The following is a 499-nucleotide window of genomic DNA, read 5'->3' on the forward strand; positions in this document are numbered from 1 at the left end:
CATCTACTATAACAAGGAAATTCTCGATAAAGCAGGCGTGAATGCGGATAACATCAAGACATGGGACGATTATGAAAATGCAGGCAAACAGGTTCTCGAAAAGACCGGGAAGCCAATGACGACGGTCGAAACGCAGGATCAGTGGAGCTTCTGGCCGCTCGTTGTTCAACACGGTTCGGATTTTCTGGATAAAAGCGGTAACGTGACGCTGGGAGACCAAGCGAATAATGACGTGCTATCTTACCTTCAGAAGCTGGTGAAAGAGAAAGTGGCCATTGTGGCTCCGGGCGGCTTTCATCATGCGGAAGAATACTATGGCTTCATGAATAAAGGCGGCGCAGCCTCGGTCTGGATGCCGATGTGGTATATGGGGCGGTTTACGGATTACATGCCTGACCTCAAAGGCAAAATTATCATTAAACCGATGCCGGTATTTAAACAAGGCGAGATGCGCTCTTCTGGAATGGGGGGGACGGGTACGGTCATTACGAAGCAATCG

1 protein-coding gene is annotated in these 499 nt (G+C 49.3%); it reads left to right on the plus strand.

Going from position 1 to position 499, the window contains the following annotated elements; translation table 11 throughout:
- Positions 1–499: ABC transporter substrate-binding protein (locus AC1DUA_RS40430; protein ID WP_477504993.1), on the plus strand; the 499-nt coding region annotated here is incomplete at both ends.

The sequence above is a fragment of the Paenibacillus sp. 01T422 genome (assembly GCF_056398785.1).